General features: G+C 67.1%; 24 protein-coding genes and 6 tRNA genes. 20 read left to right on the top strand and 10 right to left on the bottom strand.

Annotated features, from left to right (window positions below; genetic code table 11):
- Positions 1-14: 14 nt before the first annotated feature.
- The 6 genes from rpe to ACFO0G_RS17765 form a co-directional block, all read right to left on the bottom strand.
- Entirely contained in the window at positions 15-692 is a 678-nt protein-coding gene (gene rpe, locus ACFO0G_RS17790) for a ribulose-phosphate 3-epimerase (protein ID WP_286403536.1), read from the bottom strand.
- Positions 693-761: 69 nt separating this feature from the next.
- Positions 762-2,408 (bottom strand): RsmB/NOP family class I SAM-dependent RNA methyltransferase, encoded by a 1,647-nt coding sequence (locus tag ACFO0G_RS17785; protein ID WP_376979282.1) that lies wholly within the window; start codon positions 2,406-2,408, stop codon positions 762-764.
- Complete coding sequence (gene fmt, locus ACFO0G_RS17780) at positions 2,405-3,325, bottom strand: methionyl-tRNA formyltransferase (protein WP_376979280.1); 921 nt, start codon at positions 3,323-3,325, stop codon at positions 2,405-2,407. Before fmt ends, ACFO0G_RS17785 begins: the two co-directional genes overlap by 4 nt.
- Positions 3,322-3,924 carry a peptide deformylase gene (gene def / locus ACFO0G_RS17775; protein ID WP_376979278.1) on the bottom strand — a complete coding sequence of 201 codons (603 nt, stop codon included), beginning with the start codon at positions 3,922-3,924 and terminating at the stop codon, positions 3,322-3,324. The genes fmt and def overlap by 4 nt, the downstream gene beginning before the upstream one ends.
- Before the next feature lie 74 nt (positions 3,925-3,998).
- Positions 3,999-4,859: a cytochrome gene (locus ACFO0G_RS17770; RefSeq protein WP_376979276.1), complete on the bottom strand. Its 861-nt coding sequence runs from the start codon at positions 4,857-4,859 to the stop codon at positions 3,999-4,001.
- Between the two features lie 104 nt (positions 4,860-4,963).
- Positions 4,964-5,035: transfer RNA gene (locus ACFO0G_RS17765), tRNA-Val, on the bottom strand.
- 304 nt (positions 5,036-5,339) lie between these two features.
- Between ACFO0G_RS17765 and ACFO0G_RS17760 the strand changes: the two genes are divergently transcribed.
- The 7 genes from ACFO0G_RS17760 to ACFO0G_RS17730 all read left to right on the top strand — a co-directional run bounded on the left by ACFO0G_RS17760 (position 5,340) and on the right by ACFO0G_RS17730 (position 7,703).
- Positions 5,340-5,412: transfer RNA gene (locus ACFO0G_RS17760), tRNA-Gly, on the top strand.
- Positions 5,413-5,459: 47 nt separating this feature from the next.
- Positions 5,460-5,530 (top strand) — tRNA-Cys (locus tag ACFO0G_RS17755).
- A gap of 38 nt (positions 5,531-5,568) precedes the next feature.
- A tRNA-Val gene (locus tag ACFO0G_RS17750) sits at positions 5,569-5,640 on the top strand.
- A gap of 58 nt (positions 5,641-5,698) precedes the next feature.
- Positions 5,699-5,771 (top strand) — tRNA-Gly (locus tag ACFO0G_RS17745).
- Between the two features lie 33 nt (positions 5,772-5,804).
- Positions 5,805-5,876, top strand: a tRNA-Val gene (locus ACFO0G_RS17740).
- Positions 5,877-6,024: 148 nt separating this feature from the next.
- Positions 6,025-6,288 (top strand): antitoxin, encoded by a 264-nt coding sequence (locus ACFO0G_RS17735; protein ID WP_376979274.1) that lies wholly within the window; start codon positions 6,025-6,027, stop codon positions 6,286-6,288.
- Positions 6,289-6,461: 173 nt separating this feature from the next.
- Entirely contained in the window at positions 6,462-7,703 is a 1,242-nt protein-coding gene (locus ACFO0G_RS17730) for a benzoate/H(+) symporter BenE family transporter (protein ID WP_376979272.1), read from the top strand.
- Here ACFO0G_RS17730 and zapE read toward each other — a convergent pair.
- Positions 7,700-8,737: a cell division protein ZapE gene (zapE, locus tag ACFO0G_RS17725; protein WP_286403524.1), complete on the bottom strand. Its 1,038-nt coding sequence runs from the start codon at positions 8,735-8,737 to the stop codon at positions 7,700-7,702. The two genes, ACFO0G_RS17730 and zapE, sit on opposite strands and share 4 nt — an antisense overlap.
- Before the next feature lie 215 nt (positions 8,738-8,952).
- Here zapE and ACFO0G_RS17720 point away from each other — a divergent pair, with 215 nt between their 5' ends.
- The 3 genes from ACFO0G_RS17720 to ybaK are packed head-to-tail and all read left to right on the top strand — an operon-like array spanning position 8,953 to position 10,890.
- Entirely contained in the window at positions 8,953-9,876 is a 924-nt protein-coding gene (locus tag ACFO0G_RS17720; protein ID WP_286403522.1) for a sulfurtransferase, read from the top strand.
- A gap of 30 nt (positions 9,877-9,906) precedes the next feature.
- Entirely contained in the window at positions 9,907-10,368 is a 462-nt protein-coding gene (locus ACFO0G_RS17715) for a SufE family protein (protein ID WP_376979269.1), read from the top strand.
- A gap of 9 nt (positions 10,369-10,377) precedes the next feature.
- On the top strand, positions 10,378-10,890 hold the full coding sequence (gene ybaK, locus ACFO0G_RS17710; protein ID WP_376979267.1) for a Cys-tRNA(Pro) deacylase: 513 nt from the start codon (positions 10,378-10,380) through the stop codon (positions 10,888-10,890).
- Between the two features lie 15 nt (positions 10,891-10,905).
- Here ybaK and ACFO0G_RS17705 read toward each other — a convergent pair whose 3' ends face one another.
- The 3 genes from ACFO0G_RS17705 to ACFO0G_RS17695 form a co-directional block, all read right to left on the bottom strand.
- Positions 10,906-11,715 (bottom strand): SDR family oxidoreductase, encoded by an 810-nt coding sequence (locus tag ACFO0G_RS17705; protein WP_376979265.1) that lies wholly within the window; start codon positions 11,713-11,715, stop codon positions 10,906-10,908.
- Positions 11,716-11,795: 80 nt separating this feature from the next.
- Positions 11,796-13,367 carry a succinic semialdehyde dehydrogenase gene (locus ACFO0G_RS17700; protein WP_376979263.1) on the bottom strand — a complete coding sequence of 524 codons (1,572 nt, stop codon included), beginning with the start codon at positions 13,365-13,367 and terminating at the stop codon, positions 11,796-11,798.
- A 1-nt stretch (position 13,368) separates the two neighbouring features.
- On the bottom strand, positions 13,369-14,640 hold the full coding sequence (locus ACFO0G_RS17695) for an alpha/beta hydrolase family protein (protein ID WP_376979261.1): 1,272 nt from the start codon (positions 14,638-14,640) through the stop codon (positions 13,369-13,371).
- 158 nt (positions 14,641-14,798) lie between these two features.
- Here ACFO0G_RS17695 and ACFO0G_RS17690 point away from each other — a divergent pair, with 158 nt between their 5' ends.
- The 10 genes from ACFO0G_RS17690 to ACFO0G_RS17645 all read left to right on the top strand — a co-directional run bounded on the left by ACFO0G_RS17690 (position 14,799) and on the right by ACFO0G_RS17645 (position 25,985).
- Positions 14,799-15,290: a hypothetical protein gene (locus ACFO0G_RS17690; protein ID WP_236802098.1), complete on the top strand. Its 492-nt coding sequence runs from the start codon at positions 14,799-14,801 to the stop codon at positions 15,288-15,290.
- 59 nt (positions 15,291-15,349) lie between these two features.
- A complete protein-coding gene (msrB, locus tag ACFO0G_RS17685; protein WP_286404375.1) occupies positions 15,350-15,808 on the top strand; it encodes a peptide-methionine (R)-S-oxide reductase MsrB in 459 nt (152 codons plus the stop codon).
- 108 nt (positions 15,809-15,916) lie between these two features.
- Positions 15,917-16,876, top strand: a complete 960-nt coding sequence (locus ACFO0G_RS17680; RefSeq protein ID WP_376979258.1) for an IS481 family transposase — start codon at positions 15,917-15,919, stop codon at positions 16,874-16,876.
- A gap of 213 nt (positions 16,877-17,089) precedes the next feature.
- Positions 17,090-18,457 carry a DUF6421 family protein gene (locus ACFO0G_RS17675; protein WP_376979256.1) on the top strand — a complete coding sequence of 456 codons (1,368 nt, stop codon included), beginning with the start codon at positions 17,090-17,092 and terminating at the stop codon, positions 18,455-18,457.
- Positions 18,454-19,194 carry an SDR family NAD(P)-dependent oxidoreductase gene (locus ACFO0G_RS17670; protein WP_376979254.1) on the top strand — a complete coding sequence of 247 codons (741 nt, stop codon included), beginning with the start codon at positions 18,454-18,456 and terminating at the stop codon, positions 19,192-19,194. The genes ACFO0G_RS17675 and ACFO0G_RS17670 overlap by 4 nt, the downstream gene beginning before the upstream one ends.
- A 40-nt stretch (positions 19,195-19,234) precedes the next feature.
- On the top strand, positions 19,235-20,332 hold the full coding sequence (locus ACFO0G_RS17665) for a threonine aldolase family protein (RefSeq protein ID WP_376979333.1): 1,098 nt from the start codon (positions 19,235-19,237) through the stop codon (positions 20,330-20,332).
- A 58-nt stretch (positions 20,333-20,390) separates the two neighbouring features.
- Positions 20,391-21,080 (top strand): DUF3000 domain-containing protein, encoded by a 690-nt coding sequence (locus ACFO0G_RS17660; RefSeq protein WP_286403504.1) that lies wholly within the window; start codon positions 20,391-20,393, stop codon positions 21,078-21,080.
- Between the two features lie 12 nt (positions 21,081-21,092).
- A complete protein-coding gene (locus ACFO0G_RS17655; protein WP_376979252.1) occupies positions 21,093-22,427 on the top strand; it encodes an HRDC domain-containing protein in 1,335 nt (444 codons plus the stop codon).
- A 121-nt stretch (positions 22,428-22,548) separates the two neighbouring features.
- A complete protein-coding gene (locus tag ACFO0G_RS17650) occupies positions 22,549-23,826 on the top strand; it encodes a thiolase family protein (RefSeq protein WP_286403498.1) in 1,278 nt (425 codons plus the stop codon).
- Complete coding sequence (locus ACFO0G_RS17645) at positions 23,823-25,985, top strand: 3-hydroxyacyl-CoA dehydrogenase NAD-binding domain-containing protein (protein ID WP_376979249.1); 2,163 nt, start codon at positions 23,823-23,825, stop codon at positions 25,983-25,985. The genes ACFO0G_RS17650 and ACFO0G_RS17645 overlap by 4 nt, the downstream gene beginning before the upstream one ends.
- Positions 25,986-25,994: the final 9 nt, after the last annotated feature.

Below are 25,994 nucleotides of genomic sequence, written 5' to 3'. Positions count from 1 at the left end.
GCAGCGGCTCCCGGTTATTCCGTCGCCGCACGTAATGTGCGGGCACCCCTGGTGCGCAACAGGTCGATGGCGGCGGCGGGATCCTCGGCGCCGTATACGGCGGAGCCTGCCACGAAGACATTGGCGCCGGCCTCAGCGGCGCGCTCAATGGTTTCCTCGGTGATGCCGCCGTCCACCTGGATGGCAACATCCGCTCCGGAGCCGTCCACGGCCGCACGGGCCCTGCGGATCTTCGGCAGGGTGATGTCCAGGAAGGCCTGGCCGCCGAAGCCCGGTTCCACCGTCATGATGAGCAGCATGTCCAGCTCCGTCAACATGTCCAGGTACGGCTCCACTGGAGTTGCGGGGCGGAGTGCCATTCCCGCTTTGGATCCCCTGCTGCGCAGTTCCCTTGCCAGCTTGATGGGGGCAATGGACGCCTCGGCATGGAACGTGACGGAAGCCAGGCCTGCGTCGGCGAATCCGGGTGCCCAGCGGTCCGCATCGGCAATCATGAGGTGGGCGTCGAGCGGAACCGGGCTGACGGCCTGGATGCGCTGTACGACGGGCAACCCGATGGTCAGGTTGGGAACGAAGTGGTTGTCCATGACGTCCACGTGCACGGCGTCGGCATTGCTGATCCGCTGCAGTTCGGCTTCAAGGTTGACGAAGTCGGCGGAGAGGATGCTCGGGTTGATGCAGCATTGCGTCAAGGGTGTGCCTTTCGCTGAAGGTGCGGGTGTCTTAGGAAACAAGCGCTTTTCCGGTCAGGAGCGCTTTGTTCAGGCCTTCTTCTTGATCAGGGCCAGGAACATGGCGTCAGTGTGGTGGATGTGGGGCCAGAGCTGGGCCGTCATGTCGTGCCCGGCGTGGAGCTTGCCGGTCAGGCTGACGGCGTCAAGGGCGGCCCCGGCGTCGAGGAGCTCCAGGTCATCGCGCTTGCGCAGCGCGTCCGCCACAACCGCGGTGGTCTCGGCCGGATGGGGTGAACAGGTCACGTAGGCCACCACTCCCCCGGGACGGACTGCAGCGAGGGCCGAGGCGAGCAGTTCACGCTGCAGCGGGCCGAGGTCCGTGATGTCCTTGGGCGAGCGCCGCCACCGGGACTCCGGCCTGCGCCGCAGGGCTCCCAGGCCGGTGCAGGGTACGTCCACCAAAACACGGGTGTACCGTTCCGGCTGCTCGGTCCCCACTTCCCGGCCGTCACCGGTGCGGACCTGCCAGCTGTCGTGCGGAACGGCGGACAGGGCCTGGCTGACGAGCTTTGCCCTGTGCGGCGCCGGTTCATTCGCAAGCAGCGTGGCGCCCCGCTGGCGCGCCAGGGCACCAAGGAGCGCAGCTTTTCCACCGGGGCCGGCGCAGAGATCGAGCCACGCCTCATCTGCAGTGGACGGAACCGTTGCTTTGGCGGGCGCCGCGCGGTCCGCGACTGCATCCCCTGCTGCCGCGCCGAGGTCCACGGCAGCAAGGGCCCTGGCCACCAACTGGGACCCAACGTCCTGCACCCGCGTGGTGCCGGCGCGCACGGACGCGAGGCGGCCCAGGTCACCGCCGCTGGAGAGCGCGGAACCTTCCACCAGCTCGCCGGGGGCGGCACCACTTTCCAGGGCTTCGTCCAGGCTGCCCAGCCCGGGAAGGGCCACCAGGTTGACCACCGGGGCGGCATTGTCAGCTTCCAGCAGGCTGTCGATTTCGGTGGCGGGCCGGCCGTGGGCCACAAGCGACTGGCGCATGGCCCGGACGATCCATTCGGGGTGGGCGAACCGGAGCGCGGCGATCTTCGTCTGGTCGGTTTCGCCCTCCACCAGCAGGTCCAGCCACTCTTCAAGGGTCCGTGCGGACACCTTCCGCAGGACCGCGTTGATCAAGGCGGAAGGGCCGGCGCCGATGACGGCGCGGGCCAGCCCCACGGTCTGGTCCAGGGCTGCGTGTGCTGGGACCCGCATGGCCAGCAGCTGGTGCACGCCGATGCGGAGGGCGTCCAGGACGGCTGGATCGAGTTGAGAGAGGGGCCGGTCGACGCACCGGGCCAGGATGGCATCGTACGTGCCTTGGCTGCGCAGGGCCCCGTAGCTCAGCTCGGTGGCAAACCCGGCATCACGTTTGTCCAGGTGGTGTTGCCGGATCCGCGCGGGCAGCACCAGGTTGGCGTAGGCGTCCTCCTCTGCCACCGCGCGGAGTACTTCGAAGGCCACCAGGCGGGCGGGGTCGGCGCGCCTGGTCCGCTGCGACGGAGCCTGCTCTGTGAAGCTCCGTTGCGGCCCGCGGTTGCGTTCCCGTCCCTTGGCGTTGCGCCTGCTGGTGTCCCTGGGTCCGCCCTTGCCGCGGCCGCCGGCGGATGCCCCGCTGCTGCCCTGGCCGTTCCGCCCGGCGCCGCCCCGTCCTCCGGTGCTGCCTTGTCCGCCTGTGTTGCCGCCGGAGCTGCTCATTCGAACACCACACTTTCCAGAGAAGCCATGCCGCGTGCCCAGTCGGCTGCGGCCATCATCTTTTTCCCCGCGGGCTGGATCCGGGTGAGTTCCACGGCATGAGAACCCGTTCCCACCAAAACAGCCTTCCCGTGGAGCGCCACCGCGCCCGGGGCCAGTTCGGCGACATCCGGCCGGAGCCGGACAGGCTCAAGTTTGACCCGTTGCCCGTCGAGAAGGGTCCAGGCTCCGGGCTCCGGGGTAACGCCGCGTGCCTGCCTGCTGATGGCCAGCGCGGGATGGGTCCAGTTAAGGTGGCCGTCCTCCAGGGTCAGCTTCGGCGCGAGCGACACCTCGCCGGCCTGCGGCTGGGGGAAGGCCTTTCCGGCGTCGATGGCCGACAGTGTCTGTGCCAGCAGCACGGCGCCGCTGTGGGACAGCCGTTCCAGCAGGTCACCTGCGGTGTCCTGGGGTTTCACGGCTTCCGTCAGGGTGCCGAAGACAGGGCCTGTGTCCAGGCCTTCCTCGAGTTGGAAGGTAACAGCGCCGGTGACGTCGTCGCCCGCGATGACAGAGCGCTGGACGGGGGCTGCTCCGCGCCAGGCGGGCAGCAGGGAGAAATGCAGGTTCACCCAGCCGTGCCGCGGGATGTCCAAAGCTGCGGGCGGAACCAGTCCGCCGTAGGCGACAATGGCGGCAACGTCCGGCTGCACGGCGGAGATTTTGGCGATGGCCTCGGCGTCCACGCGGGCAGCGTGAATGACATCGATGCCCAGTTCAGCAGCCCGCCGCGCAACGGGCGACGGCGTCAGCACGCGTTTGCGGCCGACCGGCGCATCGGGACGGGTAAGGACGGCGACGACCTCGAAGCCGCCGTTAACCAGTGCGTCCAGTGATGGGACAGCGACGGCGGGGGTCCCCGCAAAGAGGACCCTCACCCGGCTGCGCCGAAGCTGGAGCCGGGGGTGCTGTTTCCGCCAAAGCTTGACCCGCCGAAACTCGACCCCACGCTCTTGGCGCGCTTGGCCGTGGTGCGTTCGGTCACGGCGTCGTAATTGGCGTTGCGGATGGACCGCAACGCAGTCTTCCGGTCCTCGCCCTCAAGCCGGTCGGTGTAAAGGATCCCGTCCAGGTGGTCGTTCTCATGCTGGAAGCAGCGTGCCAGCATGCCCTCCCCTTCGATGGAGACCGGGGTGCCATGCATGTCCACGCCGGTGACCCGCGTGGACCGGAAGCGGCGGACCGGGAACCCTAGCCCCGGAATGGAGAGGCAGCCTTCCACGTGGTCCGGCTGGTAGTCCTCGCTGTTCTCCAGGACCGGATTGATGATGTGCCCTTCGACGCCGTCAATGCGGTAGGTGAAAACGCGCTTGCTGACGCCGACCTGCGGGGCGGCAAGTCCGGCGCCGTCCACGTCCTCCATGGTCTCGGTCATGTCGGCGACCAGTTTGGCCAGCTCGGGTCCGAATTCCGTCACAGGATCGGCGACTGTGCGGAGCACAGGATCGCCGATGATGCGGATATTCAGAATAGCCATGCGCTGTTTGTCCTCACGGTTGGCGGCAATTGGAACTTATCCAGTTTAGGTGCAGTCGTGGTGCCTGCACGGAGCTAGGCCGTGCGGGCCTGGGCCAGCGGCGGCGGTGCGATAGGCAGCAGCGCCGTGCCGGCACTGATGGTGTCAGCGTTCAGTTCCCAGACCCGCCGCAGCGCGCAGAACTTCCACCAGTGGTGCTTGAGGACCTCTGGGTTGGCACGGACGGGCCGGACCTCTGTCTCGCCGATGGCAACGGCCAGCAGGACCGGGTTCTCCCCATACTTCCAGGGCTCCCAGGTTCCCGCCTCCGCATCCACCAGGCTCTCTTCCGCCTTCATCCCCGCCACCAGCTGCATGACCACTTTGTTGTCCAGGGGCTTGACCAGCCCGTCCCGGGTGGTGCCCTTGGTCTTGTAGTCGATCAGGCAGATGCGTCCATTGATACGCGCTACCAGGTCCAGGGTTCCGGCGTAGCCCACGGAATCGTTCCACACCGTGATCTCAGGCGCGATGGGCTCCACCCGGAAAAGTTCCCACCACTCGTCGAAGCGGACCGCGAAAGCTTCCTCGCCGTTGGCGGCCAGGGCTTCGCGGGCCTCCTTCATGGTGTGCGGACGCCCAAGCGCGCGCAGTGCCACCTGCTCGCAGTAGTTGTGGACGCGGTCCCCCCGCCTGGCCGCATCATCCCGGTAGGTTTCGGCAGCCTTGGCGGCGCGGTTGACGGCCTGCTTGATCTTGGCCGGGCTCCCCAGGCAGTCCGAGAGCAGCGGATCATTGGCCAGGCTGCTGGCACCCATGTAACCGAACCAGCCGTCGAGGCCATGCGGCTGCTGGCTGATCACAGTGGTGATGGAAGGCACGGCAAACTGCTCAGACGTTGACCGTGCGTACATCCGGCCGTATTCGGTGGCGTGGGCGAGAAGCGGATCAGTCATACAAAAGACTCTTTCACAGGGGGCCGACAAAAGCTCCGGGGGCCGGAGCTGCACACGAAAAAGGTCCGTTTCCGCTGCTGATGAGCGGAAACGGACCTCTGCGGTGGGCGATACTGGGTTCGAACCAGTGACCTCTTCGGTGTGAACGAAGCGCGCTACCACTGCGCCAATCGCCCCGATGCATTTGAATGCTAGCCCACCTATGCCCCATTTCAAAAATCGGCTGCAGCACCCTGACGCACCCCCGTAAAAGTGCCTCCAGCAGCCCTGCTTACGCGCAGCCCGCCCACAGGGGCCGCCAGCCGCCGTCGTGAATTACACGCCTGTAAGTAGCTGGTCCCGCGGAATCACGCGGAAGTAGTGGCCATGCGACTCCGGGCGGGCAGAGCGATTTGGAGTTTCCCGGAACCTCCTATATTGTTTTTACTCGTTGGAACGCGAGGAAATGCCGGAAACGGCAAGGAATCAACCCTCCAAAATGCGGACGTAGCTCAGCTGGTAGAGCACCACCTTGCCAAGGTGGATGTCGCGAGTTCGAATCTCGTCGTCCGCTCGCAGGACACTGTCACAGCAAACATTCTTCGGAATTGACGCTAACACGGTGGGTTGGCCGAGAGGCGAGGCAGCGGCCTGCAAAGCCGTATACACGGGTTCGAATCCCGTACCCACCTCGGTGAAAACCATGGATTCCGGATCTTTCGGATTCAATGGGCGATTGGCGCAGCGGTAGCGCGCTTCCCTGACACGGAAGAGGTCACTGGTTCGATCCCAGTATCGCCCACTCGGCAAGGCAACTTGCCGGCAGTACCACCGGATTCTCCGGAACAACCTGCACAAATGCGGACGTAGCTCAGCTGGTAGAGCACCACCTTGCCAAGGTGGATGTCGCGAGTTCGAATCTCGTCGTCCGCTCTCTTTTATCCCACCAGCCGGTCTTCCGGTTCCGGGCGATTGGCGCAGCGGTAGCGCGCTTCCCTGACACGGAAGAGGTCACTGGTTCGATCCCAGTATCGCCCACACACGAACAGCAGCTCTCCGGAGCTGCTTTTTTCGTTTCCGCGTATCCGCTGCGGGCGAACGTGATTCCCTTGGCACGCTTCCCGGGCCCGGATAGGATCGAAGGCGCGAGGAGCGACCTGGCTCCGGCGATAGAAGGGAGGTGTCCGTGGGTTTAATTGACGATCTAAAGGGCAAGGCTCAGGGTCTCATCCGCGGCAACGAGCAGGCTATCAAGGACGGCATCACCAAGACCGGCGATTTCGTCGACACCAAGACCGGCGGCAAGTACGCAGGCCACGTCGACAAGATCCAGGATGGCGCTTCCAAGCTCGTTGACAAGAACGGCACCCCGGGGCAGGCTCCTGCCGCCGAGCAGGTTCCCCCGGCAGCTCTTGGTAATCCGGTCCCGCCGGTCGACAGGGCTCCGTAAAGGATTTGGCCAGGGCTTTTGCCCGGCACGTCAAGGAGGTGCGGGTCCCGCCGGGAGGCGGCGCCCGCGCCTTTGGCGTTTAAAAGCCTGTTTACCTGCGGCCCGGTTGACGCCGGAGACAGAAGGGCCGCTGTGATTCCCGCTTCGCGATGCCCCACCGGTAACCTGCCGGTATGCCCAAGTCCCCCGCACCCTCAGCCAGCGCACCGGCCGGATTGGCCCGGATCGATTCCCGGCCGCTTGTTGCGGGGATCGTCACCGCCCTGGTGGGCTTCACGTCGTCGTTCGCCGTCGTCCTGGCCGGACTCAAGGCGGTGGGTGCTGATCCCGGCCAGGCCGCATCCGGACTGCTGGCCCTGACGATGGCTGTCGGGCTTGGCGTCCTGGGACTTGCCTGGCGCTCCCGCGTGCCGGTCACCCTTGCATGGTCCACGCCCGGCGCGGCCCTGCTTGCTGCGTCGGGAATGCCCGACGGCGGGTGGCCGGCCGCTGTCGGGGCCTTCATCGCCGCCGGGCTGCTGCTCGCCCTGACCGGATTGGTGCCGGCGCTCGGCAGGGTGATGGCGAGGATCCCGTCATCCTTGGCCCAGGCGATGCTGGCCGGGGTCCTCTTACAACTCTGCCTGGCCCCCTTCAAGGCGTTAGGCACCGTGCCCATGTACGTAGCGCCGGTGATTCTCTGCTGGCTGCTGATGATGAAATTCGCTCCGCGCTGGGCCGTGCCCGCAGCCCTGCTCGTGGCACTGGCCGTGATCGGTATTTCCCTGGCCTCCGCCGGGCCTTCGGCGGATGTGGACCCCCTGCTGCCGGCACTCGAGTGGACAACGCCCGCTTTCAGCCTGCAGGCCCTGGCAGGGATAGCCATCCCGCTGTTCGTGGTGACCATGGCCTCGCAGAACGTGCCCGGCGTAGCGGTGCTGCGTTCCTTCGGGTATGAAACACCCTGGCGGCCGGCCATGCTGGTCACGGGAGCGGGAACTGTTGCGGCGGCGCCATTTGGCGGCCACGCCATCAACCTCGCGGCGCTGAGCGCGGCGCTGGCCGCCGGCGAGGAAGCCGGCGCGGACCGCAGCAGGCGGTGGGTGGCCGGCTTCACGTCCGGACTGGCCTACCTGGTGCTGGCCGGCTTTTCCGCTGCCCTGGTCTCCGTGGTCAACCAGGCGCCGGAAGGAATGCTTGAGGCCGTGGCGGGCCTGGCCCTGCTGGGGACCCTGGCCTCGGCCATCTCCGCCGCCCTGGCAGAACCCCAGGACCGCATTGCCCCCGCCGTCACCTTTTTGATGGCGGCTTCGGGCCTGGCGTTTGCAGGCATTGGGTCCGCGTTCTGGGCACTCTTGGCCGGGCTCGCCGTCAGGGCAGCGCTGTTCCGGCCCGCCACGCCGGAACGCAGCGGCGGCGAACCGGGAACCCGCTAGGAAGGCTCGTGGTTCTGGCCTTCGCGGGCCAGCGCGGTGAGGCGGGAGACGGCGCGGAAGTACTTTTTCATGTACCCGCCGGTCATCATTTCCTCGGTGAACAGCTTGTCGAACGGAACGCCGCTGGCCAGGATGGGCACGTCCTTGTCGTAGAGCCGGTCCGCCAGCACTACGAAGCGCAGCGCCACGGCCTGCTCCGTGATGGTCTCCACGTTGCGCCACACCACGCCGTCAATACCGGCGATCAGTTGGCGGTAGCGGCTGGGGTGCACGCCGGCGAGGTGGTGGATGAGCGTGGAGAACTCGTCCTGGGCCACGGTCTTGCCATCGAACTCCGCCTTCATGTGGGCACTGAGCTCGCTGTTCCTCAGCGGGGCCGGTGCCGCGGGGAGGCCACGGTGCCGGAAGTCCTCCCCGTCGATGCGGATGACGTCGAACTGGTCTGCCAGGACCTGGATTTCGCGCTGGAAGTCCACTGCAGCGAACCGGCCGTCGCCCAAGGAACCCGGCAGGGTGTTGGAGGTGGCGGCAAGCTTGACGCCGGCGTCGGCCAATTCGCGCATGAGCCGGGACATCAGGACGGTGTCGCCCGGATCGTCCAGTTCGAATTCGTCAATGCAGACCAGTTGATAGCTGCTCAAGGCGTCTACTGTCTTGCGGAAGGACAGGGCGCCCACCAGGTTGGTGTACTCCACAAAGGTGCCGAAAGCCTTGGGTCCCGGGGCGGCGTGCCACAGGGAGGCGAGCAGGTGGGTCTTGCCCACACCGAAGCCGCCGTCCAGGTAGATGCCTGCCCTGGAATCGTCCTTCTTGCCGAACAGCTTCTTGAAAAGCCCGCCCCCGTTGCCCGACCCCACGCCGTCGGCAAATCCCTGGAGGGCGCGTACGGCGGCGGCCTGGCTGGGCTGCTTGGGGTCCGGGCGGTAGCTCGAAAAGGAAACCTCCCCAAACCGCGGCGATGGGTAGAAGCCCTTTAAGAGTTCATCCACCGAAACTGCCGGAGTGCGGGCGGCAAGCTGTTCGATCTGTACCAAGGTGGTCCGTTCTGCTGGTGGTTGGTCCCCAGAAAGGATACCGGCAATGCGGACCCAGCCCGGGCGGGAGGCCGTCCTGCCGCCCCCGGGGGTGACGAAGGCAACATTTCGCCCTATTAACGGAATACGGACAACCCTGCGGGCGCTGGCTAGGGTGGGAAGAGGTTCCAATGCATGTTCCGCGGTTTCCCGTGCTCTTACTGAAAGGCCAAGCCATGCCCTACCCGGTTGAACAGAATGAGAAGTTCGCAGCCTACGCCCGCCCGGAGCGGCTCGTTTCCACCGAGTGGCTCGCGGCCGCCATCAGCAACGGCGCAGTGGCCAACGGCGAGCTCATCGTGGTGGAGTCAGACGAGGACGTGCTGTTGTACGAGACCGGCCACATTCCCGGCGCCGTCAAGATTGACTGGCACACCGACCTGAACGACGAAGTGTCCCGCGACTACGTTGACGGCGCCGCCTTCGCAGAACTGGCCGCGTCCAAGGGAATTTCGCGGGACAGCACCGTAGTCATCTACGGCGACAAGTCCAATTGGTGGGCCGCCTACGCTCTCTGGGTGTTCACGCTCTTCGGCCACAAGGACGTCCGGCTGCTCGACGGCGGCCGGGACAAGTGGGTTGCCGAAGGCCGCGAACTGACCAGGGACAAGCCAACGCCTGCCCGCGGCGACTACCCCGTAGTCGAACGCGATGACGCCCCAATCCGGGCCTTCAAGGACGATGTCCTGGCCCACCTGGGCAAGCCGCTCATCGACGTCCGCTCCCCCGAGGAATACACCGGCCAGCGCACCCACATGCCGGCTTACCCGGAAGAGGGCGCGCTGCGCGGCGGACACATTCCCACGGCCGCGTCCATCCCGTGGGCCCGCGCCGCCGCCGCCGACGGCACCTTCCGCAGCCGGGAGGAACTGGAGGCCATCTACCTTGGCGAGGCCGGCCTGTCCGAGGGTGACGACGTGGTGGCCTACTGCCGCATCGGCGAACGTTCCAGCCACACCTGGTTCGCCCTTAAGTATCTCCTTGGCTTCGATTCCGTCCGCAACTACGACGGATCCTGGACCGAGTGGGGCAACGCCGTGCGTGTACCCATCGTCAAAGGCGCCGAGCGCGGGTCCGTACCCGTCGCCGTCGGAGCCTGACCCACCGCTCCCCCGCGTAGACTTGGACCGATGACTACACAAGCTTTGCCTTCCGCCCTCGCGGCCATCGTGGACGACTTCCAGGCCCTGTCCGAACCCGAGAGGCTGCAGCTGCTGCTGGAGTTCTCGGAAGGACTGCCGGAGCTCCCCGACCGGCTCAAGGACCACCCTGAGCTCCTTGAGCAGGTGGTGGAGTGCCAGTCGCCGCTGTTCCTCACCATCGAGACAGAGGCCAGCGACGCCGGTCCCGCCAGCGAAGTGCGCCTCTACTTCAAGGCGCCCGCCGAGGCTCCCACCACCCGGGGTTTCGCCGGAGTCCTGCACGAGGGCCTGGACGGCCTGACCGCAGCAGAGATCCTGTCCGTACCGGATGACATGCCGGAACTACTGGGGCTCACCCGCGCCATCACGCCGCTGCGCATGCGCGGCATGACCGCCATGCTCGGCAGGATCAAGCGCAAGGTGGCCGCGGCGTCCCGGACGCAGTCCTGACGCGCATCCATGGCGCGTAAAAACTCAGCCCAGGGAACCCCGGCAACAGCGGCACTGACCGCGGCCGGGGTTCCCTTTGTGCTGCACCCCTACACCCACGATCCGTCCGCCGCGAGCTACGGCGCCGAGGCTGCAGAGGCCCTGGGCATCGTTCCGTCCCGCGTCTTCAAGACGTTGATGGTGGACGTCGAGGGCAGGCTCGCGGTGGGCATCGTCCCGGTGAGCGGGAGCCTGGATTTGAAGGCCATGGCCGCCGCCCTGGGCGCCAAAAAGGCTGCCATGGCCGATCCTGCCGCAGCCCAGCGGCGCACCGGATACGTGCTGGGCGGCATTTCACCGCTGGGCCAGCGCCAGCCGTCCCCCACCGTGCTGGATTCCAGCGCCCTGGCCCTGGGCACCGTGCTGGGATCGGGAGGCAGGCGCGGCCTGGACCTGGAGCTCGCCCCGGCTGACCTGGTCCGCCTGACAAACGCCATCGCGGCGCCCATCAGCTCGCTGGCGGCGGGTACGTCCCGGCCGTAGGGCGGAGTGGCGGGACTACTTGGAGCGGCCGGTGAAGTGGTCCATGGTCCGGTTGACTCCCAGGACGTCCATGAGCCGGTCAAAGGCGCCGACCGGAAGGATCCGAAGAACCGGAAGCAGGTTTACCAGGGGCGGCAGGACCAGCTTCCTGCGGCCGGCCTCGATGGCCTCGAGGACTTTGGTTGCCACATCCTCTTCCTGGAGGATCGGGAGGAGCATGGGCCAGCGGGTCTGGACCCCGTCAAACATCCCGGTGTCGATGTAATACGGGCACACCACCAGAGTGTTGATGCCGAGTTTGGCGGCACGGACCTCGGCGCGGAGCGACTCGTTGAAGCCGAAGGCGGCGAACTTGCTGGCGGAGTAGTCGGTCTGCCGGGCCACCCCCACCAGCGCGGCGGCGCTGGCAACGGTAACCACGGTTCCATGGCGCCGGCTCGCCATTCCGGCGAGGAACGCACGTGTTACCCAGTACAGGGCCATGACGTTGACCTTCATGGTCCGCTCGATGGCCTCATCCGTGGCATCGAGGAGCGGTTGCCCGCTGACCACGCCGGCGTTGTTGATCAGGACATCCACGGGGCCGGCCGCGGCGGCGGCAGCAGCCACCGCTTCCCTGTCAGTGACATCCACGGCCTGGGCCTCGGCTGTCCCTCCTGCCGCCCTGATTTCGCCGCACACCGCTGCACCGGCTTCAGCATTCACATCCCAAATGACCACCCGGCTCCCGCGCCGGGCCGCTCCCAGCGCCATGCGCCGGCCCAGCCCGCTTCCACCTCCCGTAATCAACAGCGTTGCGCCGGAAAGTGGGGTTCCTTTGGCCATGTCAGTTCTCCTGGTGTTAGGCGGCGCGTGTGTTGGTGGCTGTTCAGGGGGCAGGGCAAGCTGTTGGGGCAGGGCAAGCCCTACCGGCTTCGGGGGAAGCGGCTCATCAGGGTGACGGCACCCTTCATGATCCGCGCATACGTCCGGTTGGACGTGCCGGCTGCGGGCGCCACCCGGAGCAGCCGCTGCACGGCAATGGTCTGCGGCTCGGTGTACTTCAGGAATCCTTCCCGGCCATGGCGGCGTCCGGCGCCGGAGTCCTTCATCCCGCCAATCGGCGCGTCATGGGAGGCCCATGTGGCAGCGTAGCCTTCGTTGACGTTGACGGTGCCGGTCAGAAGCCTGCGGGCCACCTCCTCTCCATGGCGGGCCGACCAGACGCTGCCGTTCAGCCCAAAGTCGGAATCGTTGGCCAGTGCCACGGCTTCGTCGTCGTCCGCTGCCCGGTAGACGGCCACCACGGGTCCAAACGTCTCCTCCCGGGCCAGCAGCATGTCCGGGGTGACTCCTGCCAGGACGGTGGGTTCATAGAACAATGGCCCCAGGTCCGGCCTCCGCCGTCCGCCAGTGAGAATTTGCGCCCCTTTGGCAACTGCATCCTGGACGTGACGGTCCACCCGCTCCACCTGTGCCGCACTGATGAGTGACCCCATGCCGAAGTCCCAGTCCGGTCCCGGCCCCATCCGGATCGCCTTCACCTCGGACGTGAAGGCTGCCAGGAAACTGTCATGCACGTCAGCGTGGACGTAGATCCGTTCAATGCTCACGCACAGCTGGCCGGAGTTCGAAAAACAGGCGTGCACCGCGCCGCGGGCGGCTTTGGCCACATCCGCATCAGCCAGCACCAGCATGGGGTTCTTGCCGCCAAGTTCGGCGGAGAAGCCGATCAGCCGCTCACCGCATTGCCTGGCCACGGTCTTGCCCGTCTGGGAGGATCCGGTGAACATCAGGAAGTCCACGCGCGCGATCAAGGCAGGACCGATCGCCGTGCCGGGCCCGGTAACGATCTGGAACAGGTCCGCGGGCAGGCCGGCTTCCCGGAGCAGTTTGAGCATCAGCAGGGCAGTGAAGGGCGTCTCGGAATCCGGCTTTAGCACGATCCCGTTTCCGGCCAAAAGCGCTGGGAGGGCGTCGGAGACTGCGAGGGTCAGGGGATAGTTCCAGGGGCTGATGACCCCCACCACTCCCTTGGGCACGCGGTATTCGGTGGTGCGGGTCAGGACGGGGGCGGCGCCCTTCCGGCGGCGCGGCCCCAGGTACCGCTCGGCGTTGCGCTCGTAATAGTTTGCCGTCAGCACAACGTCCGCAAACTCCTCGAAGGCACTCAGCCGGGCCTTGCCGCTTTCCGCCTGCACCAGGTCCAGGATGTCCTGTTCCCGGTCCAGCAGCAGTTCACGGAAGCGGCGGATCACGGCCCGGCGTTCAGCCACCGGGAGCCCGGCCCAACGCTGCTGGGCCACGCGTGCGAGGTCAACCGCGGCATCGACGTCGCCCGTGGTGCAGGCGGGCACTTCGCCCACCAGCGTGCCGTCGAAGGGGGCGTGGGAAGCCTGGGTTGACCTGCCTGCCGGTGCCGCTACCAGTCGGGAAAGATCCGCGGCCAGGAGCCTTCCCCGCTCAACCAACGCCCCGGTCCCCTCTTTTTTCGCCATGTCATGCCCCCATTGCAGTGTGTTGGGCCCCTGATCCCGGGCCGGGCCTGGACCCGGGATTGAGGCGCGGCGCAAGCTGTTGGCGGAGCCAGGCCTTCACCAGCCGCTCCCAGCGTTCCGGATCCACGTTCCATTCCTTGGTATGCCGTGCGTGGTTGAACGTTTCGAATGTCACCATCTCCGGGTTCCGTTCAGCCAACAGGGCGGAGGGACCGTACGGTACGTACTCGTCGTCAACGCTGTGGATGATGAGCGTGGGCGTCCGCAGCTCGACGGCCCGGGACACCCAGTCCATGACTTTGAGGTCCACCGGGGCGGACAGGCCGGTGAGCCTGCGTCCCAGTGGATGGCCCAGCATCAGCTGCCCGTACCTGCCCACCAGGGAAGGGATCCGGTTCAGCTGCGCGTGGTGGGCCAGGACCGTGACCCAGTCGATGACCGGGGCGTCGAGCACCATGGCCCGGATCAGGTGCCGGTAGCGGGAGAGGTCTGCGGTCTGCAGGCAGATGGCTCCTCCCATGGACCAGCCGAACAGGACTACTTCCTCGGCGCCGTAAGCCAGCGCGTAGTCGATGGCTGCTTCGATGTCCTGCCACTCCGTGGAGCCCAGCCCGTACCGTCCGTCGTCGGCCGAGGGCGCCAGTCCGTCGTTCCGGTAGGACACCAGCAGGCTGGTCAGTCCCAGTTCCAGGACCGGGCCCACCGCCCGGAGGGCTTCCTGCCGGGTGGCGCCGCGGCCGTGCACCATGATGGCCCAGGTGCGGGCCTTTCCCTTTGCGCGCACCAGCCAGGCCGGCGCCTCGCCCCGCTCGACCGGAATCAGCACGTCTTCGGCAGGAATCCCGACGGCGGCCGGGTCCGGGTAGGTAGCACCGCTCCACCACCCCCAGCGGGCCGTCGACAGGTCCCCGCTGTAGACGGCTTCGACCTCGCGCAGGACCGTCCGTTCCGCCGGTGAGTAGGAAATGATGCGGCCGATGCGTGCATGGCCCTTGCCGCCGTCGAAAAAGAACCCGTAGACCCCATCCACTGTGGTGTCATCGTCCGCAGCCAGGATCACCTGCTGCTTTTGCCCGTCCCGGATCACGGCCAGCACTTCCTTGTCCGCGGTACGTTGCCGGGCCGGCGTGATCACGCGGCGGGCAAAGTAGACGGCGAGCGCAGAGGACCCTGCTCCCAGCAGGCTCGCCACCGAGCCGCCGGCAATCGCTCCGCTGATGGCCCACTTCGCCCCGGGCGACATCCCGCCGGAGTCCCGGGTGGGTGCAGTCATTGCAGGGCGCGCTCGCCGGAAAGGTGCCATGGGACTATTCTTACCGGCCCTGCCGCCGATACCCGCATTCGGGGACGGGACCAGCACGTCGCCCCGCCGTGTGCCTGGCGCACCGGCAGTGCGGTGCAGGCGTCCCCGGGCGGCGCTAGGCTAAGGCCATGAGTGATCCCATCGTCATCCTGACCGAAGAACCACTGGGCGCGGAAGACCGCCTGAACATTGAACGGCTGGTGGATGGCGGGGACAGCCGCCTGCTGGTCCTGGTGCCGGCGAACACCGAACGGCACCTGCTGGTGGACTTCCTCGAAAACCTGTCCCTGCTGGACGTTGCCAAGGCCTTCCGTGAGCTCGCGGCACGCAATCCGGACGCCGCCGTCGAACGGGCCCATGCGGACGAAACCCTTGCAGCCTCGCTCGCGGCCCTGGAGGGGCTGGGTTCCGGGGTGACCGGCCAGGTGGTGGACGGCAAGGCCGTGGACAGCCTGGTGGCGAAGGTCCGGGAAACCGGGGCGTCCCAGGCCGTGGTGATCACCAGGCCGCATGCCGTGGCCGATACCTTCCACACGGATTGGGCCAACAAGGCGCAGGACCAGCTGGGCGTCCCTGTGCTCCATCTGTACGCCGGTTCGGGATTTATCGGCGACTCCTAAGCGTTGGGAATGCTATGAGCATCTTTGGAAACAGCATCTTCGGCAACAAGGCAACGAACATGGTTGGTGGGGGCCAGGAAAGCACCGCCGCGGCAACCACGGTGCAGAAAACCGACGCCCAGTGGCGGGAGGAGCTGACCCCGGAGGAGTACCACGTCCTCCGCCAGGCCGGAACCGAACGGCCTTACACGGGCGAGTACTGGGATAGCCACACCGAAGGTGTCTACCAGTGCCGGGCCTGTGGTGCCGAACTGTTCACCAGCAATGAGAAGTTCGACTCCCACTGCGGCTGGCCCTCCTTCTGGGCTCCGCTGGCCGAAGGGAACGTCCGCTACATCCACGACCGGACCCTGGGCATGGACCGGATCGAAGTCAGGTGCGCGTCCTGCGACTCCCACCTGGGGCACGTTTTCGAGGGCGAGGGCTACGGCACGCCCACCGACCAGCGCTACTGCATCAACTCGGTCTCCCTCCGGCTGGTCGGCAAGGATGACGCCGGAAGCGGGTCCGAGGGCTAGGTGTATTAGCCACAGACGTTAGTGACGGTCGGCGTGGTGTGGTGACATGAAGAAGACCTCCGAGTGGAGTGGGGCTTGTCTAGAGTCCAGTTCCACCGGAGGTCTTCAATGTCCCACCCTAATGCTTTTCTTGGCCCTCGTGGCCGTCTCGCGCTGGCCAAGTGCGTTGTCGATGACGGTTGGTCGCTGCGAAGGGCGGCAGAGCGGTTCCAGGTCTCCGTTGCGACCGCGGTCCGGTGGGCTCGCCGCTACCGTGAGCTGGGCGGGAACGGGATGGAGGACCTGCCCAGCCGCCCGGTGCGGTCTCCTCGGCGGACGCCGGCACGGCGGGAGCGAAGGATCATCGCACTGCGGCTGAACCGTCGTTGGGGGCCAGCCAGGATCGGTTATCTGCTGGGGATCCACCCCTCCACGGTTCACAAGGTCCTCTCCCGTTACCGTCTGGCGAGGCTGGCCTGGCTGGACCGGGCCACGGGCAGGGTGATCCGCCGCTACGAGCACGACAAGCCCGGCGACCTGGTCCACGTGGACATCAAGAAGCTCGGCCGCATCCCCGACGGAGGCGGTCACCGGGTCACCGGCCGGGCCACGGGCAACCGGAACAAGACCGGCACCGATGCCAACCGGCGACCCGGGTACGCCTACCTGCACAACGCCGTCGATGACCACTCCCGGTTCGCGTACACGGAGATCCTTACCGACGAAAAGAAGGAAACCGCCGCTGCCTTCTGGGAACGGGCCCATGCAGCTTTCAACGCCGCCGGGATCACCGTCCGCCGCGTCCTGACCGACAACGGCTCCTGCTACCGCTCCCACACCTTCAAAGACGCTCTGGGCCCAGGCGTCAAACATAAACGCACCCGCCCCTACCGGCCACAAACCAATGGCAAGGTTGAAAGGTTCAACCGGACCATGCTCGACGAATGGGCCTATGCCCAGCCCTACGCCTCAGAAACCGAGCGTGTTGCGGCGTTCCCGGCATGGCTGCATCACTACAGTCACACCCGAGGCCACACCTCACTCAAGGGTCAAACACCCGCCAGCCGCGTCACCAATCTCCGTGGGTAATACAGCTAGGCACTCCATGTAAAGCCAGGCTTGTCCCCGCGCAGGGTACGGCCCAGCCCCCGCGCTGTTCCCACAGCCGGGGGCTGGTCTCGTTCCTGTTCAGCCACTGGCTAGACTAAGTTTTTCTTATTCAAGTCAGCTTTGGGCATAAGTCGTTCTGGTTCCTTGTTACGCTCACCGAAGAGACGCGAGCACCCAGAAAGGCAGCCGACGATGACAGAGACCCTGACCACCGCCGTTAACGGTATTTCCGCACAGAACCAGGACTGGCTCCGGCTGAAGGCGGCCGCCACCGCACTGCAGGCCCTGCAAGTCAAGGATGGGTCAGTGCCGGACCCTGCCGACCATCTGGAAGCAGCCAGGCACGTGGAAACCATCGTGGCGGCGATCAGGGCCCTTGCCCCCGCCTTCCCGCACGACGCCGCTTACCTCGAGGCTGCCTGCGCAGACTTCGAAGCCTGGGCGGCCGGGGGCTTCGCGGTTCCGGACTTCCTGTCGTCCCTGCTGGCGTTCCAGCCCCAGGAACTGCGCCACGATGGCCTCCAGCACCTGGTGGTCTTTCCCATGTACACGCAGAACGGCAGCAGCAACCGGCTGGTGGAGGCGGTGCTGGTCGAGGTAATCTGGCCCGAATTCATTGCCGGGCTTGAGGCGGCCGAATACTCCAACAAGCTGTTCGTCCCCATCCGCTTCGTCGACTTCACCCCGGGCTACGACACCAACTCCGCGGTCCTGTTCCCCGAGACGGTGGCGGTCAGCCAGACCCCCACCTTCACCTGGGGCGCCATCTTCGCCGACCGCGAGGCCGCGAGGTTCCGCCGCGTCCTGAAGGCAGCCGCGGAGATCACTTCCCTGGAACTGCCGGAAGGCGCCGCGGAACTCCTGGCGGACCAGGACCTCACGGAAGCCACGTTCGTGATGTGGGACCTGATCCACGACCGGACGCACATGCGCGGCGATCTGCCCTTCGACCCCTTCATGATCAAGCAGCGGATGCCCTACTTCCTGTACTCCCTGGAGGAACTGCGCTGCGACCTCACCGCCTTCCGCGAATCCGTCCGGATCGAAAAAGACGACGACGCCGACCCCGAAGCCCGCCGGCACGCCAAGCTCGTCCAGTACGCCATCATCTTTGACCGCATCTTCCGCTTCGCCATCACCGGCAGCCGGGTCCGCAACTACGACGGCCTGGGCGGCCAGCTCCTCTTCGCCTGGCTGCACCAGCAGCACGTGCTGCACTGGACGGACACGCGGCTTACCATCGACTGGGATGAGGTGGCGGACGCCGTCATCGCTTTGGGAGCCAACATCGACGAACTGTACTGGCGTTCCATCGACCGGCCCAAGACCGCGCACTGGCTGGCGGCCTACCAGCTGGTGTCTGCCACTGTCACCCCCAACCCGGCCTCCGTATGGGCCAAGGGCCCTGACGCGCTGCCGCTGGCGGGGACACCACGAGGCCTTACGGACCAGGTCCTGGACGACGAATTCCCGCTGTCCATGTTCTACGAGGCACTGGAGAAGAAAATGCGCCCGGTCATTGAATCCACCGCCGGCATCACCGGCCGCTCCGCCCTGTGACCAGTACGGTAAGCGGCACGGCCAGGCCGGTGGCAACACATGTCCTGGTCACCGGAGGGAGCGGCGCGTCCGGCATCGCCGTGGCCGGCGCCCTCGCCTCCGCGGGGCACCGCGTGTCCACCGTGGGATCAGACCAGGCCAGAATCGCGGCGGCGGCTGAGAAAGCGGGCGACGGCGTCACTCCCTACACGTGCGACCTCGCGGTTTTGGATCAGGTCAGAAAGCTGCGCGACGAGATTGCCGCGGCTTCCGGGCCCGTAGACGCCGTGATCCACTTGGTGGGCGGCTGGCGCGGAGCCAAGGGGATCGCCGACCAGTCGGACGACGACTGGGATTTCCTGGAACGCGGTGCCGTCACCACGCTGCGGAACGTATCGCGCGTCTTCTTCGACGATATTGCCGCATCCGCCTCCGGTCGGTTCGCGATGGTGTCCTCCACGGCGCTGGACAAGCCCGCCGCGGCAGTCGCCAGCTACGTTGCGGCGAAGGCTGCGGCCGAAGCGTGGACCATGGCCATGGCCGACGGCTTCCGCCGGGCGGCGGAGACCGGGGGCGGCAACGCCGCGGCCACGGTCCTGGTGGTCAAGGCACTGGTGGATGACGAGCTCCGCCGCGCCCACCCGGAGCGGAAGTTTCCCGGGGCGACGGACGTGGCGGACCTGGCTGCCGCCGTCGTCCGGCTCTTCGGCACTCCATCCGCCGAACTCAACGGCGCCCGGCTCAGGCTGGCGGACTGAGCGCCGTGACTGTCCCTAGACTGAAAGCGTGAGCAACCCTATGACGACAACAGCAGAAACCGGCGCGGCGCTGCGGCTGCACGATCCGAATGTGCGCGGCTTCGCCTCGGACAACTATTCCGGAGTCCACCCCGAGGTCCTGGCGGCCCTGGCCGCGGCCAACGAAGGGCATCAGGTCTCCTACGGCGAAGACGACTACACCGCCCGGCTGCAGGAACTGATGGTCGAGCACTTCGGCCCCGGCATCGAATGCTTCCCGGTGTTCAACGGGACGGGCGCCAACGTCCTGTCCCTGCAGTCCATCCTCCCCCGCTGGGGTGCCGTGGTCTGCGCCTCCACCGCCCACATCAACATGGACGAGAACGGGGCTCCGGAACGCATCGGCGGCCTCAAGCTCCTCCACGTTCCCACCCCTGACGGCAAGCTGACCCCCGAACTGATCGACCGGGAGGCCTGGGGTTGGGGCGATGAGCACCGGGCCCAGCCGCTGGCAGTGTCCATCACCCAGACCACGGAACTGGGAACCTGCTACACGCCGGAAGAAGTGCGCGCCATTGCCGACCACGCGCACGCCAAAGGCATGAAGCTGCACATGGACGGCGCCCGGCTGGCCAACGCGGCCGCCCACCTCGGCGTGCCCCTGCGCGCCTTCACCAGGGATGCCGGGGTGGACATCCTCTCCTTCGGCGGCACCAAGAACGGGCTGCTCTTCGGCGAAGTGGTGGTGGCGCTGAACCCTGAGGCAGCCCACGGCCTGCTCTACCTGCGCAAGATGGACATGCAGCTTGCCTCCAAGATGCGGTTCATGTCCGCCCAGTTCATCGCACTGCTGGAAGGCGACCTCTGGCTCCGCTCGGCCTCGCACGCCAACGCCATGGCCGCCCGGCTCCGCGCCGCCGTCGACACGATCGACGGCGTGCGGCCAACCCAGGCGACCGAATCCAACGGCGTCTTCGCCATCCTGCCTCCCGGCGTGGCGGACAGGCTACGCAACTCATTCCGGTTCTACGACTGGGACGAAGCCAAGGGAGAAGTCAGGTGGATGTGTTCCTTTGACACCACGGAGGAAGACGTTGATGCCTTTGCCGCCGCGATCCGCCATGAACTCCGGGACTACCGGGACGCACAGGCCGGCTGACCGTCCGCTGACGGCGAGCCTTCCTCCCCTGCCCGGTCCCACACCGTAATCTGCCAAGGTGAACGCACTTGACCAGGTTCCCCCGGATTTTCTCCATGCCTTGGGAACCCTCAGGAAAGCCCGGTGCCGCAAGGAACTGCGGCTCGCGGAGATCCCTGCCCCTGCGCGCCTGGCACCCTTCGCCGTCGCCCTGGGCGCCGAAGTGATGGTGCCCGGCGCCGGAGCCCCTTCAACGCCTATGCACGGACCGGCGGCGCTGGCCTTCGCCGCCGCCTCCGGAACAGCGGGCCCGGCGGCGGATGAGGATGAAACGGAGCTTGCCACGGGGCGCTTCATCCTGCTGCATGACCCGGAGGGCTCGGCGGTGTGGGACGGGGAATTCCGCATCGTTACCTACATCCGGGCCGAGCTGGAACCGGAGATGGGCAACGACCAGATGCTGGGAACCGTGGCGTGGACCTGGCTGGTGGAGGCGCTGGAGAACCACAAGGCCGGCTACCGGGCAGCGGGCGGAACCGCCACCCGGGTCCTCTCTGAGAGCTTCGGCACCTTGTCGGAGCGCCCGGGATCGATCGATATTGAGCTTCGGGCCTCCTGGACGCCCGATTCCTCGGACGTCCAGGCCCATCTTGAGGCCTGGTCCGACATGGTGTGCACGTTCGCCGGCCTGCCGCCGCTGCCCGACGGCGTCACCGCGCTGCCGCCCCGGCGCCGAAGCCAACAGAACGGTTATGGAACCGCCCGGTAAACTGGGGGCATCATGACCCTAAACACTCCGGAAAACACCACAGCCGGCGTCCCGGCTGCTGCTGCCGCACCCCACATCACGGTGGAGGGCTTTGACAGCCCCATCCCCGAAATCATCGACCTTGACGCCCCACGGGAGGGCGTCCCGTTGGTCATCGAAACGCAGTCTGGCCTGGAACGCTGCGCAGCCGCCCTCGCCGCCGGGACCGGACCTGCGGGTGTGGACGCCGAGCGCGCTTCCGGCTTCCGCTACGGGCAACGCGCGTTCCTGGTGCAGATCCGGCGCGAGGGCGCCGGTACGTGGCTGATCGACCCGGAGCCGTTCGGGAGCCTGGAGATCATCAACGACGCCCTGCGCGGCGTCGAGTGGATCCTGCACGCTGCCAGCCAGGACCTGCCCTGCCTGTCCGAGCTGGGCATGTGGCCGGACAAGCTTTTCGACACCGAACTCGCCGCACGGCTTGCGGGGTTGCCCCGCGTGGGCCTGGCCGCGGTCATCGAACAGCTGCTCGGGTTCGGGTTGGCCAAGGAGCACTCCGCGGCTGACTGGTCCACCCGCCCGCTGCCCGAGCCTTGGCTGCGCTACGCCGCACTTGACGTCGAAGTCCTGGCCGAGCTGCGCGAGGAACTCATCGAGCTGTTGCAGGCCAACGGGAAACTGGAGTACGCCGAGCAGGAATTCGCAGCCATCCTGGCGGCTGGCATCGCTCCCCCGCGCGTGGACCCGTGGCGCAAGACCTCCGGCCTGCACCAGATCCGGGACCGCCGCCAGCTCGCCGCGGTCCGCGAGCTCTGGCTGGAACGCGATTCACTGGCGCAAAAACGCGATGTTGCCCCAGGCAGGCTGCTTCCCGATTCCGCCCTTGTGGCGGCGGCGAAGGCCATGCCCGCCACCGTCCCGCAACTGCTCACCACCAAGGGGTTCCACGGCCGCGCCGCACAGCGCGAAGCCCCCCGCTGGCTGCGCTGCATCTCGGCGGCCCGCGCCCTGGAGGAACTGCCGCCGCTGCACCTGGCCACCAACGCTCCGCCGCCGCCCCGGGTCTGGGCCGACCGGGATCCGGAAGCCGCCGCCCGCCTGGCCACGGCGCGGCCCCTGCTGCAGGCGAAGGCCGAAGAGCTGGACCTGCCCCTGGAAAACCTTTTGACGCCGGACTACCTCCGGCGGGTGGCGTGGCGGCCGCCGGCGGAAGTCACGGAGGAGTCAATCTCCGCCGAACTGCTGGAGCTCGGTGCCCGGAAATGGCAGGTGGAACTTACCGCTCCCCTGATCGCCGGTGCGTTCCTGAACCCTCAGCCGCTGCCGCCCAAGGAGTCGAAGGCGCCCGCAGCAGCGGTTGGCCAATAACACGCACGATTCCAGCCCTTGCAGGCTAAGTTACTCGCGAGTAACATCGATGTGACCCACGTCAGGCTGCTGCCGCCCTCCGGCATGCACCGGCGCGTTACGTCTCGATGAGGAGTTACACGTGAGCCAGCACGGAAGCGGCGCATCCCAGCGCACTGTCCGCGACGTCGTCTTTGTGGACGGCATCCGCACACCCTTCGGCAGGGCCGGCGAGAAAGGAATCTACGCCGGAACCCGGGCCGACGACCTGATCGTGAAATGCATCCGCGGCCTGCTGCGCCGCAACCCATCCCTGCCGCCCGAGCGGATCGACGAGGTGGCCATCGCCGCCACCACCCAGACCGGCGACCAGGGCCTCACCCTGGGCCGGACCGCCGCCCTGCTGGCAGGGCTTCCGCGCACGGTCCCGGGTTTCGCCATCGACCGCATGTGCGCCGGTGCCATGACTGCTGTCACGACGACGGCAGGCGGCATCGGCTTCGGCGCCTATGACGTGGTGATTGCCGGCGGCGTGGAGCACATGGGCCACCATCCGATGGGCTCCGGGGCGGACCCCAACCCGCGGTTCATGTCCGAACGCCTGGTGGACCCGGCCGCCCTGAACATGGGCAACACGGCAGAAAACCTGCACGACCGCTTCCCCGCCATCACCAAGCAGCGCACCGACGCGTACGCAGTGGCTTCCCAGGACAAGCTGGCAGCCGCATACCAGGACGGGCAGATCCAGCCCGACCTGGTTCCCGTCGCTGCCCGCAAGCCCGGCGAGGGCTGGACCGTGCACAGCAAGGATGAGCCTCCCCGGCCCGGCACCACCATGGAGGACCTCGCCGCGCTTCGCACGCCGTTCCGCGCACACGGCCGGGTCACGGCCGGAAACGCAGCCGGCCTCAATGACGGCGCCACCGCAGCGGTCCTGGCATCCTCCGACGCCGCCGCAGAACTGGGGCTGCCGGTGAAAATGCGGCTGGTCAGCTACGCCTACGCCGGCGTGGAGCCGGAGGTCATGGGCATCGGCCCCGTACCCGCCACCGAAAAGGCGCTGCAGAACGCGGGGCTGACCATCGACGACATCGGCCTGTTCGAAATCAACGAGGCGTTCGCCGTCCAGGTCCTGAGCTTCCTGGACCACTACGGCATTGCCGACGACGATCCCCGGGTCAACCGGTTCGGCGGCGCCATCGCGGTGGGCCACCCGCTCGCCTCCTCCGGTGTCCGGCTGATGATCCAGCTGGCCCGCCAGTTCGAGGAAGACCCGTCGGTGCGCTACGGGATCACCACCATGTGCGTAGGCCTGGGCATGGGCGGCACCGTGATCTGGGAAAACCCGCACCACCCCGACTACAGTGGAACCCCCTCCGGCGAGACCGCCGCTACCGTTTCCGAAGGAGCCCTGGCATGAGCGCCGCAGATTTCAGCAAGTTGGCCGACCTCTTCCCCAACGAAACCGTGACCCACTCCTACGTGCAGGACCTCGCCCTGCCGGGCACGGCCGGGAAACCAAGCCCGGGCGTCTTTGCCCTGGTTACCCTCGACAACGACCTGGACCACACCAAGCCCACCACTTTAGGACCCAACACCCTGGTGGAGCTGGGCACCGTGCTGGAAGGCCTGCGGGACCGCGCAGCGCGCGGCGAAATCGTGGGCGTCGGCGTGACCGGCAAGCCGCACTACCTGGTGGCCGGGGCGGATCTTTCCGCTGTGAAGTCCCTGGAGCAGCGCGAGCACGGGCTGTGGATGGCACAGCTGGGCCACGACGTCTACGCCACCCTGGCAAACCTGGGCGTCCCCAGCTTCGCGTTCATCAACGGCGCTGCCCTGGGCGGCGGCCTGGAGATCGCCCTTCAGTCCACCTACCGGACGGTGTCCACCGGCGCGGGCGCCCTGGCCCTGCCCGAAGGATTCCTGGGCCTGGTGCCCGGCTGGGGCGGCGTCTACATCCTCCCCCGCCTGGTGGGCCCGGAGACTGCGGTCAAGGTCATGATCGAGAACCCGCTCAGCAACAACCGGACCCTTTCAGGCACGCAGGCTTTCAAGCTGGGCATCGCGGACGCCCTCTTCGAACCTGCCGATTTCCTGGAACAGTCGCTCGCCTGGGCCGCGGGAGTCATCTCCGGCGACGTGGTCCCGGAGCGGCCCAACGCCGTCGACCCCTCCTCCCCTGATGCTGCGGCCCGCTGGACCGCGGCAGTTGACGCCGGCCGGAAGTTCGTCGAGGGCAAGACCTCCAACGCCTCCCCCGCCCCGGCCAAGGTCCTGGAACTCCTCGAGGCCAACCGGACCATGACGGCCGCGGAATCCGCCGCGCTGGAATGCGAAACCCTGGCAGAGCTCATGCAGACGGACGAGTTCCGCTCCACGGTCTACGCCTTCCTGGACCTGGTGCAGAAGCGTGCCAAGCGCCCGGCCGGCGCCCCCGACCGCAAGCTGGCCCGCCCCGTCACCAAGGTGGGCGTGGTGGGCGCCGGGCTGATGGCCGGCCAGCTGGCACTGGTCTTTGCCCGCCAGCTGAAGGTCCCGGTGGTCCTGACCGACATCGACCAGGCGCGCGTGGACAAGGGCGTTGCCTACGTCCATGCCGAGGTGGACAAGCTCCTGGCCAAGGGGCGCGTCAGCCAGGACGCAGCCAACCGCACCAAGGCCCTGGTGACGGGTTCGGTATCCAAGGAAGCGTTTGCCGACGCCGACTTCGTCATCGAGGCCGTGTTTGAGGAACTGCACGTCAAGAAGCAGGTCTTCGCCGAACTCGAAGGGATCGTATCGCCGGAGTGCATCCTGGCCACCAACACGTCCTCCCTCTCGGTCACGGCGATGGCTGCCGACCTGCAGCACCCGGAACGGCTGGTGGGCTTCCACTTCTTCAACCCCGTGGCTGTCATGCCGCTGCTGGAGATCGTGCGCGCCCCGCGGACCGATGACGCCGTACTGGCCACCGCTTTCGAACTGGCCAAGGCCCTGAAGAAGACCGGTGTGTTGGTCAAGGACGCTGCCGCCTTCGTGGTCAACCGCATCCTGCTCCGGCTTATGGGCGAAGTCACGGCCGTATTCGACGAAGGCACCCCGGCAGAGGTGGCAGACACCGCGCTGCGTCCCATGGGCCTGCCCATGACGCCGTTCACGCTGCTGGCCATGGTCGGCTTGCCGGTGGCCCAGCACGTCCAGGAATCGCTGCACGCTGCCTTTGGGGACCGCTTCCCGGTGTCCACCAACCTGAAGAAGCTCATCGACAACAACGTCAAGGCGTTGTGGGAGACCACGCCGGACGGCTCGCGGGCCATCCCGGCCTCCACCCTGGAACTGATGTCTTTCGGTACCACTCCCTCCACCGGAGATCAGGTGCTGCACCGCGTCCAGGATGCCCTGGCCGAGGAAATCGGCCTGATGCTGGACGAGGGCGTCGTGGCGGGGCCGGAGGACATCGACCTCTGCATGATCCTGGGCGCCGGCTGGCCGATGTTCCTTGGCGGCATCACCCCTTACCTGGACCGCGTGGGCGCCTCGGAGCGGGTCAACGGCAAGCGCTTCCTGGCCCCCGGCGTCGCCTCACCGGCGCAAGGCTAGGCAGCGCCG

This window comes from Arthrobacter sedimenti (genome assembly GCF_042652025.1).
GTDB lineage: Bacteria > Actinomycetota > Actinomycetes > Actinomycetales > Micrococcaceae > Arthrobacter > Arthrobacter sedimenti.
The sequence above is the reverse complement of the archived record's forward strand: the minus strand, read 5'-3'. Positions and strand labels throughout refer to the sequence as shown.

Excerpts from the sequence above, each read along its gene's own strand:
- ACFO0G_RS17785 (WP_376979282.1), bottom strand. The coding sequence starts at position 2,408 with ATGAGCAGCTCCGGCGGCAACACAGGCGGACAAGGCAGCACCGGAGGA.
- def (WP_376979278.1), bottom strand. The coding sequence starts at position 3,924 with ATGGCTATTCTGAATATCCGCATCATCGGCGATCCTGTGCTCCGCACA.
- ACFO0G_RS17770 (WP_376979276.1), bottom strand. The coding sequence starts at position 4,859 with ATGACTGATCCGCTTCTCGCCCACGCCACCGAATACGGCCGGATGTAC.
- ACFO0G_RS17730 (WP_376979272.1), top strand. The coding sequence starts at position 6,462 with ATGCCCAAGTCCCCCGCACCCTCAGCCAGCGCACCGGCCGGATTGGCC.
- ACFO0G_RS17720 (WP_286403522.1), top strand. The coding sequence starts at position 8,953 with ATGCCCTACCCGGTTGAACAGAATGAGAAGTTCGCAGCCTACGCCCGC.
- ACFO0G_RS17715 (WP_376979269.1), top strand. The coding sequence starts at position 9,907 with ATGACTACACAAGCTTTGCCTTCCGCCCTCGCGGCCATCGTGGACGAC.
- ybaK (WP_376979267.1), top strand. The coding sequence starts at position 10,378 with ATGGCGCGTAAAAACTCAGCCCAGGGAACCCCGGCAACAGCGGCACTG.
- ACFO0G_RS17705 (WP_376979265.1), bottom strand. The coding sequence starts at position 11,715 with ATGGCCAAAGGAACCCCACTTTCCGGCGCAACGCTGTTGATTACGGGA.
- ACFO0G_RS17700 (WP_376979263.1), bottom strand. The coding sequence starts at position 13,367 with ATGGCGAAAAAAGAGGGGACCGGGGCGTTGGTTGAGCGGGGAAGGCTC.
- ACFO0G_RS17695 (WP_376979261.1), bottom strand. The coding sequence starts at position 14,640 with ATGACTGCACCCACCCGGGACTCCGGCGGGATGTCGCCCGGGGCGAAG.
- ACFO0G_RS17690 (WP_236802098.1), top strand. The coding sequence starts at position 14,799 with ATGAGTGATCCCATCGTCATCCTGACCGAAGAACCACTGGGCGCGGAA.
- msrB (WP_286404375.1), top strand. The coding sequence starts at position 15,350 with ATGGTTGGTGGGGGCCAGGAAAGCACCGCCGCGGCAACCACGGTGCAG.
- ACFO0G_RS17680 (WP_376979258.1), top strand. The coding sequence starts at position 15,917 with ATGTCCCACCCTAATGCTTTTCTTGGCCCTCGTGGCCGTCTCGCGCTG.
- ACFO0G_RS17675 (WP_376979256.1), top strand. The coding sequence starts at position 17,090 with ATGACAGAGACCCTGACCACCGCCGTTAACGGTATTTCCGCACAGAAC.
- ACFO0G_RS17665 (WP_376979333.1), top strand. The coding sequence starts at position 19,235 with ATGACGACAACAGCAGAAACCGGCGCGGCGCTGCGGCTGCACGATCCG.
- ACFO0G_RS17655 (WP_376979252.1), top strand. The coding sequence starts at position 21,093 with ATGACCCTAAACACTCCGGAAAACACCACAGCCGGCGTCCCGGCTGCT.
- ACFO0G_RS17645 (WP_376979249.1), top strand. The coding sequence starts at position 23,823 with ATGAGCGCCGCAGATTTCAGCAAGTTGGCCGACCTCTTCCCCAACGAA.